Annotated in this window: 7 protein-coding genes; 5 read left to right on the forward strand and 2 right to left on the reverse strand. The window is 60.8% G+C overall.

The features are described 5' to 3' along the window. Positions 1-9 precede the first annotated feature (9 nt). The 5 genes from OXG98_19130 to OXG98_19150 all read left to right on the forward strand — a co-directional run bounded on the left by OXG98_19130 (position 10) and on the right by OXG98_19150 (position 5,218). A complete protein-coding gene (locus OXG98_19130; protein MCY3774122.1) occupies positions 10-837 on the forward strand; it encodes a hypothetical protein in 828 nt (275 codons plus the stop codon). 128 nt (positions 838-965) lie between these two features. Further along, positions 966-1,775 carry a hypothetical protein gene (locus OXG98_19135; protein MCY3774123.1) on the forward strand — a complete coding sequence of 270 codons (810 nt, stop codon included), beginning with the start codon at positions 966-968 and terminating at the stop codon, positions 1,773-1,775. A gap of 52 nt (positions 1,776-1,827) precedes the next feature. Then, on the forward strand, positions 1,828-2,277 hold the full coding sequence (locus OXG98_19140) for a DUF3830 family protein (protein MCY3774124.1): 450 nt from the start codon (positions 1,828-1,830) through the stop codon (positions 2,275-2,277). A gap of 165 nt (positions 2,278-2,442) precedes the next feature. Next, the gene (locus OXG98_19145; protein ID MCY3774125.1) at positions 2,443-3,543 is read left to right on the forward strand and encodes a c-type cytochrome; all 1,101 of its coding nucleotides are present in this window, start codon (positions 2,443-2,445) and stop codon (positions 3,541-3,543) included. After that, on the forward strand, positions 3,533-5,218 hold the full coding sequence (locus OXG98_19150) for a hypothetical protein (GenBank protein MCY3774126.1): 1,686 nt from the start codon (positions 3,533-3,535) through the stop codon (positions 5,216-5,218). Before OXG98_19145 ends, OXG98_19150 begins: the two co-directional genes overlap by 11 nt. A 115-nt stretch (positions 5,219-5,333) precedes the next feature. On the opposite strand, the gene OXG98_19155 is transcribed toward OXG98_19150, so the two are convergent. Beyond that, entirely contained in the window at positions 5,334-6,287 is a 954-nt protein-coding gene (locus OXG98_19155; GenBank protein MCY3774127.1) for a CehA/McbA family metallohydrolase, read from the reverse strand. Between the two features lie 200 nt (positions 6,288-6,487). After that, on the reverse strand, positions 6,488-7,930 hold the full coding sequence (locus OXG98_19160; GenBank protein MCY3774128.1) for a calcineurin-like phosphoesterase family protein: 1,443 nt from the start codon (positions 7,928-7,930) through the stop codon (positions 6,488-6,490). Between the last annotated feature and the right edge of the window lie 105 nt (positions 7,931-8,035).

An 8,035-nucleotide genomic window follows, 5' to 3' on the forward strand; every position in this document is an offset into this window, starting at 1 on the left:
AGCAACAATATGATACGGATGATCTTCTCCATGTTCATCGTTGCAGTTGTTATCTGCCATACTTCCGCAACCCACGCTGGAGGATGGACACAACCGAAGGGCAAAGGCTATTTCAAACTGAGCCAGCAGGTAGTACGGGCAGACGCAATTACGCTTCCGAATGGCAAGCGTCATGACATACCCACCACCGTCAGTGGATATACGACAAGTCTGTACGGTGAATTCGGTCTTCTCGACCGCGTAACGTTGGTCGGTTACATGCCCTTTTATGCGAGTTTCAGCGCGGATGTGGACGAGATCCCCTCATCGTCGGGGATTGGCGACTGGGACGTAGGGGTCAGGTTCGGGATCCTCACCGGAGGACCAACGGTGGTCAGTCTGCAAGCCATAGCCGGATTGCCACTGGGCGATTCAGGGGACGATATCATTCTTTGGACCGGCGACGGGGAATTCAATCAGCATTTCTCCCTACAGATAGGCCATTCGCTCTATCCTGTACCCGCCTACTTGAAAGGTGAGATCGGATTCAACAACCGGAAGAGCAGCGATAATCCTGAAGACGATTATGCTGACGAACTACGGTACAGTCTGGAGGCCGGATACACGATAGCCGAGCGATTAGGCGTATCGCTTTGGCTTCGTGGTGTCGAAGCCCTCGACAGAGCGGATGACGAATTTCACCCGCGCAACGATATCGAGTATCTTTCCTTTGGACCCCAGGTGAGTTTCTACGTTACGCCCAATGCGGGGATTACCGCCAGCATGTCGAGATTCACTCGAAGCCATAACATGCTGGATGCACCGACCTGGGAAGTCGGATTGTTCCTGAAACTATAGGCAATTACAGAGGACTGCGGCAATCGGACCAATCATGAAAACCGGTCCTCACCACTGGCCCGGAGGTTTCGAATCAGCTCGAACAACCTTGAAGATGTGGTTGTTCTGCATCCTCTAAGGGACAGCCCATGTCGAAAATCCTCTTTACTGCCGCGATGCTCGCGGGATTCATCCTTCAGACCAGCACTGCCGTCGCCGGAGGATGGACCCATCCCAAGGGCAAGGGCTACTTCAAGTTGAACGAGCAGATAATTCGGAGCGATTCGTATTTTGAGCCTTCCGGAGACAGGATAGACATAACGGACCAGAGCCGTTATACAACCAGCCTGTATGGTGAATACGGCCTTGCAAACCGGTTGACGCTTGTAGGATACATTCCTTTCTACCAACGTATCAGTGAAGACAGGCCCAGGTCCGATACCAAGACGGGTACAGGGGACTGGGAACTCGGAGCCAGGATTGGATTGATCACCAACAGGGCCACGGTCGTAAGCCTTCAGGTCATGGCCGGATTGCCGCTGGGAGATTCCTTTTCCGAACAACAGGAAGTCGGCCTGTTCACCGGCGACGGTGAATTCAACCAGTTGTTCTCCCTCCAAGTCGGTCATTCCCTGTGGCCGACACCGGGTTATCTTAAAGGCGAAATAGGCTTCAACAATCGGGAGAGCGATTTCTCGGACGAGATACGGTACGCCGTGGAAGCGGGATTCATGCTCAGCGAGCGTGTCGCTTTTTCCGGCTGGATACGCGGCGCGAAGACGGTCGGCAAGGATGACGAATGGACCCTGAACGACCAGCAGTACGTGTCCTTCGGACCTGAGTTGAATTTCTATATCACGTCAAACACGGGGATCACCGCCGGCGTGACGAAATACGCGGGCGCACACAATCTGCTGGACGCCCCGGCCTGGGACATCGGACTTTTCCTGAAGTTGTAGTTCCGCTTCGGGTAGCTATACCTGTATATTTCAAGGAAACTGGAAGATAGCCATGCCACGTGGAATCCGCCTGACCTTTGTCGAAGAGGGTGTTTCCGTCGATGCCGAATTGCTTGAGGACGAGGCGCCGGAGACCTGCCAGACGGTCTGGGATGCGCTTCCCCTCGAGGAAGAGGGCATCCACGCCGTGTACTCGGGCAGTGAGATCGCCTACTTCCTGTCCGAGGACATCGTCATTCCGCCCGAGAACCTGACGAGCCGCACATTGCCCGGTGATATCTGCTACTATCGCCTGGAGCCGGGCCTGATGCACGGGTGGCTGGACGGCATCACCGAACTGTGCTGGTTCTACGGCAGAGACGGCCGCCCCAATATGCCGGACGGCCCCGTCGCGGTGAATCTCTTCGCCCGGATGGTCGGAGACGCCAGCGATTTCTTCGCAGTGTGTTACCGCATCCGGCGGGAAGGGGTGAAACGCGTTCGGATTGAGCGAGTGGTCTGAATTCGAATCGCAGGAAATCACCTCCTTAGTTCGTCTAACATAACACACAGTCACTTTCAAAGCGTCAACGGTAAGGCGGAAACTCCTTCCGGCCGGCCGGTTCGTAGCGTACAAGGCGTAGTCCGGCCAGTCCGGCCCTCCTCCGTCGTGGGATCTTGCGCGGATATGCGAATACATTTCAAATGCTTTGCGGCACAGCTTTGTCTTCTCTGTCTGTTGCTCGCGCGTCCCGCTTTCGCCGACCAGATAGACGGGGCCAGACTCTATGAACAGGCCTGTGCGGCATGCCATGGTTCGGACGGACGGGGACGGGCGGTCGAAGATCGCGGATTCGAACTGGAGGTTCCAGACTTTACCGACTGCGAGTTCGCCTCCCGCGAACCCGACCCGGACTGGCACGCCGTGATTCATGAGGGCGGGCCGGTGCGGGCCTTCGACCGGATGATGCCGGCCTTCGGGGATGCCCTCACGGACGAGGAAATCTACGCCATTCTCGGCCACATCCGCACCTTCTGCACGAACAAGAACTGGCCTCGCGGCGAATTCAACGTGCCCAAGCCCCTGTTTACCGAGAAGACGTTTCCAGAAGACGAGACCGTAATAAACCTCAGGCTGGATACGGACGACAGCAAGGCCGTAACCATCGAGCCGTTGTACGAGAAGCGATTCGGCCCCCGCGGCATGATCGAAGTGAAAGTTCCTTTCGGCCGGCGCGAATCCCGCCGGGACGGCAGCACCAATATCGGCTTCGGAGATCTTACACTCGGCTACCGATATGCGCTCTATCACAATCTGGATCGAGGAAACGCCTTCAGCATTGGCGGCGAGATCGTCCTGCCCACCGGTGACGAGGACGACGGTTTCGGTGCCGGCTCGACGAAGCTGGAGCCCCACGTTTCCTTCGTTCAATTATTGCCGGGCGACGCCTTTATCCAGTCCCAGGTACAGGCGGACTTCGCCGTAACGGGGTCCGTTGAGGACAAGGGTATCGTACGGACCGCGATCGGCAGAACCTTCACGGAGGGCGAGTTCGGCCGGGCCTGGAGTCCCATGATCGAGTTGCTTGCGTCCCGCGAACTGGTTTCCGGGGCCGACATCACGCTCGACCTGGCACCTCAAATGCAGGTGGCTTTGAATACGCGTCAGCATGTCCTGATCAACGTGGGGGTACGGGTTCCGGTCGCCAATAGCCAGGGCCGTAAGTCACAGATCGTCATGTACCTGCTGTGGGACTGGTTCGACGGAGGCTTCCTCGATGGCTGGTAGCTATTCGGGCAGGTTGTGGACCAGGCTGTGGGCGTACATCACGCTGGGGTCGCTCGGCAGCCTGATCTGGCTCGCCTGGGCATCGGTGGAGGCGCAGTCCGTGGACCACAGCACCTTCGCCACTTCGGATCAGTGCATCGCCTGTCATAGCGATCTTGCCGACGCGGATGGGACGGACGTATCCATCGGTCACGTCTGGCGCGGGTCCATCATGGCGAATTCGGCGCGCGACCCGTACTGGCAGGCATCCGTGCGCCGCGAGGTGACCGACCATCCGGAAGCGCAGGCGGAGATCGAGGACACCTGCTCGACCTGCCATATGCCCATGGCGCGCACGCTGGCGAGAGCGGACGGCGGCCTCGGTAAAGTATTCGAGCTCCTGGAGGCCGCAAGGCGGGGTGACGAAAGGGCGAAGTGGGCGCTAGACGGCGTGTCTTGCACCACGTGCCACCAGATCCTCCCCGAAAACTTCGGTGAGACATCGAGTTTCGACGGAAACTTCGTTATACGTTCGGTGGTCGCGGGCGGTCCGGGCGATCCGGGCGATCCGGGCGATCCGGGCGACCCCAGGATCTTCGGGCCGTTTGGCGTGGACGACGGGCTGAGCCGGATCATGCAGTCGGCCACGGGTTTCCTGCCCGACAGTTCCACGCACATCCAGCAGTCCGAATTGTGCGCCACCTGCCACACCCTGTTCACACCGAGTCTTGACACGGAAGGACGGGAGGTGTCCCGCTTTCCGGAGCAGACGCCCTACCTCGAATGGCGGCACAGTGCCTTCGCGGATTCCCTGAGTTGCCAGTCCTGCCACATGCCGGAGACTTCATCGGCGCCGATTTCCTCGGTGCTTGGGGAACCCCGGGAGGGCTTCTCGCAACACGTCTTTCGCGGCGGCAACGCGTTCATGCTGCGTCTGCTGGACCGGTATCGCGACGAGCTGCTTGTCGCTGCGCCGTCAAACGATCTTCAGCGGGCCGCCGAAGCGACGCGAGAGCACCTGGAGACCGCCACCGCCCGGTTGGAGGTGCTGGAAGTATCTCGCGAGGACGGCCAATTCCTGATCGATCTCGAGGTGACGAACCTGGCGGGCCACAAGCTGCCCACGGCCTACCCGTCCAGAAGAGCCTGGATCCACTTAGCGGTGCGCTCCGCGGACGGAAACCTGCTGTTCGAATCCGGCGCCATGCGCTCCGACGGAAGTATCGAAGGGAACGACAACGACGCGGACGCGTCCAGATTTGAGCCGCACTACCGGGTGATCGACGACCCCGGCCAGGTGCAGATCTATGAGCCGATCATCGCGGATGGATCGGGAAGGGTCACCACGGGCCTTCTTACGGCGGTCACCTATGCCAAGGACAACCGTCTGCTTCCGGAAGGATTCGACACGGCAACCGCCGATGCCGCCATCATGGTGCATGGCCGGGCGCGGGAAGATGCGGATTTCCGGGCCGGCAGCGACAGAATCCGATACCGGGTTGCAGCCCCGCCAGGTGTGCGGCAGATCAATGTTCGGGCGCGGTTGATGTTTCAGACCATCGGGTATCGGTGGGCACAGAATCTCGTCCCATACGAAGCCTTTGAGACCAGGCGCTTCGTTACGTACTACAACGACAACGCGGCGACTTCGGCGAACGTGCTCGCCGAGGCCGTCCGTAGCCAGGACCTGCCATAGTTTTTGGATCCGCCACGCGTGGGACGCGTGCGCCGGTGCGAAGGACGCGCGCGGACGCTGGCACGAAGGTCAGCAGGCTCCGCGGTCTGTGTGGCCACGGTACCGGGTCACTGTCTCACCTGCCGACTGTCGCCAGGTCCGTTGGATTCGACCACGCCTTCGTACCGTCCGGCGCGATGATTTCAAATCGGACCCAGCGGACATTGGGCCGCAGCGTAAACGTCGCCTTATCGAAGGTCTCTCCGTTGCCCGGCCTGTACTCCGTCCCGTGGGAATCGAACACGGCCAGGATGCTCTGCGCCTCCGAACACCGGATGTTCGCCTCGACCACGCGATTCCCATCTCCCCGATCGTCGACCCGGCGAAGCTGGATGTCCCGGATCTCGGGCCCGGAACTGACGTAGGCGCAGCCCCTTTCCAGCGCGTCGATGATCGCCTTCGCCGATCGTTCCCTGACCTTCACCATGTTCCAGCCGCCGTAGGTGTCTCTGTTTTCCGACTCGAGTGCGTGGGAATCGTCGTTGGCCAGCGCGGGGATCGGCCTGCCCAGGAGATCCATCCAGTCGTCCCAGTGCACGGAGGATTCACCGCGGCCGGCGCAACGGCAGGTGGTGTTGAAGACTTCGACGCCCGCCAGCCCGTGCAGGGGAAGGGTATCCCGGAGGATGTTGACTGAACTCCAGTGGGGATGGGCCAGCCATATCGAGCCGCCCTGCCGCCTCACCTCGTTGATCACGTGCTGCGGTGGCATGCGCTTCGAATCCATGTCTTCGTCGATGTTGTAGGCCAGGAAATGGTGGGTCTGGCCGCCAAAGGGGTTTTCGGGGTGGATTTCCGCACCCTGCACCAGCACGAAATCGCCCGGTGCGCGGACCGTATCGATGCGGGTGATCGTGTAGTGGTCGGAAATGCACAGGAAATCATATCCCTGGTTGACGTAGCCGTCCAGCCGTTCCTGCGGGGACGGTTTCCCGTCGGAATTGGTGGTGTGGGAATGCAGGTTGCCCTTGAGCCAGAAATATCCGTCGTCGTCAATGTCGAAAGGGCTGGAAAGCCCGTCGCTCGCCATGGTATGCTCTCCCTTGAGTCTGGCGGTGCCGAGTTGCCGTGAATGAAAAGACTACATGTGGCTGTTTATCGTTACAGCGCACATTCCGTTTTGCCGTATGTCTCTACGTGTTTCCGCATCAGCCCGGCGTCAAGCGTCAGCTCGGTGTCAAGCGTCAACCCGTCCGCGAGCATCGGCGCGGCGTCAAGCGTCAACCGGCCTCAGCCCAATTCAGCCGTGTACGTCCTGCCGAAGCGGTCCGTCGCCTCCACCACCACCCGCCCGGCCCCGGGTGACACGGGCGCATAGAACAGGTGATTCGTGGTGACCGGTTCCACCCATGGTCGGCGTTCGGGTAAGTCGGATCCCCGGTGCAGGGATTCCGACAGGGGATCGGTGCCCGGCCGGCGAGCCATGGCGCCTCTGCGCATGCCGTCTTCGTACCAGACGACCCGCCACTCGGGGTCCCAGTCCCAGACGTTCGCGACGATCTCGTCCGGCGCCCCCGGATCGCTTCCGCGGGGGTAGAGCCGCACCTGGTGGTTTTCGTCCACCCCCGTGGACTTGTAGCGCCATCGGATGTCCGAACCGTCGACTTCGTAGACGCCGTACCCGTTGGGCGTCCCGTCCCAGCAGATGGGGCCGCTCCACCAGGCGCCGCAGACCGTGCCCTGGACGATCTCGTGCACCCCGCCTTCGAAGATGTGCTCGTGTTCGTGCACGTGGCCGGAAAACACGTGGGCCCGGTAGGGTTCGAGCAGGCGGTACATGCGCTCGCGGTTTACGGTCGTGGCCGAAATGGACGGACTGTCGTCCCCGGTTCTTATATGACGCGTGGTGTACTGGGGGATGTGATTGAAAACCGCCACGGTCCTGCCGGGTTCGATCAGGGCGAGGTCCTGGGCGAGCCAGTTGAGCTGATCGTCCGTCACGTAGCCGATGTAGCCTTCTCCGTGCCAGAATACGTTGTCCAGCACGATGTAGTGGACCGCGCCGCGGTCGAAGGAATAGTAGTTGGGGCCGAAGTAACGGCAGAACGTGCGGACGGACCCGTCGTCGGACGGTCCGAAATCCAGGTCGTGGTTGCCGACGACCTGGAAGAAGGGCATGTCCATTCGACGCACGCCCCGTTCATACTCGGGATACAGGGACAGGTCGTCGAACATGATATCCCCGCAGCCCACACCGAAAAGCCGGCGGCCGGCGAGCGCGGCGGCGGTCGTCTTCACGTCCGGCACGGTCTCCGCGTGGAACAGTTCCATCTCGTAGGCGTCCTGGGTCTGGGGGTCGGAGAGTACCAGGAATCCGTGGCGTTCATCCGATCCGTCCAGGGCCGCGAGATCGAAACGGGCGGCCATCTCTCCCGACTCGTCCGCCATGATCGGCCGGTAGAAGGAGGCCGTACCGCTTGGATTCTGCCCGATGGCGTATCCGTCGGGGGTGGAGATCGATACGAAAGACTGAAGCGTGTTCGAAACGAGTTCGAAACGTCCTTCCGCGTCCGTTGCGGTAACCGTCAATCCGTCCGTGACCGCCACACCGGCCAGGCCCGAGCGTCCGGCGGTGACGCGTCCGGAGACGCGGACAGGGCGTACGGCGCTGCCCGCGGAGACTTTCGCCTGTGGCGCGTACGGGTCCGCCAGCGCGGGAAAGGGAACGGACATCGCCGCGGCCACGAAGGCCGCCTGCTTGAGAAAGGCCCTCCGGGTCAGGGCTTCCCGATCTTTGGACCTGGTCGATGTCCCATCTGCTTCATCTGCGATCTTTTT

The organism is Gemmatimonadota bacterium, from assembly GCA_026706345.1.
GTDB lineage: Bacteria > JAAXHH01 > JAAXHH01 > JAAXHH01 > JAAXHH01 > JAAXHH01.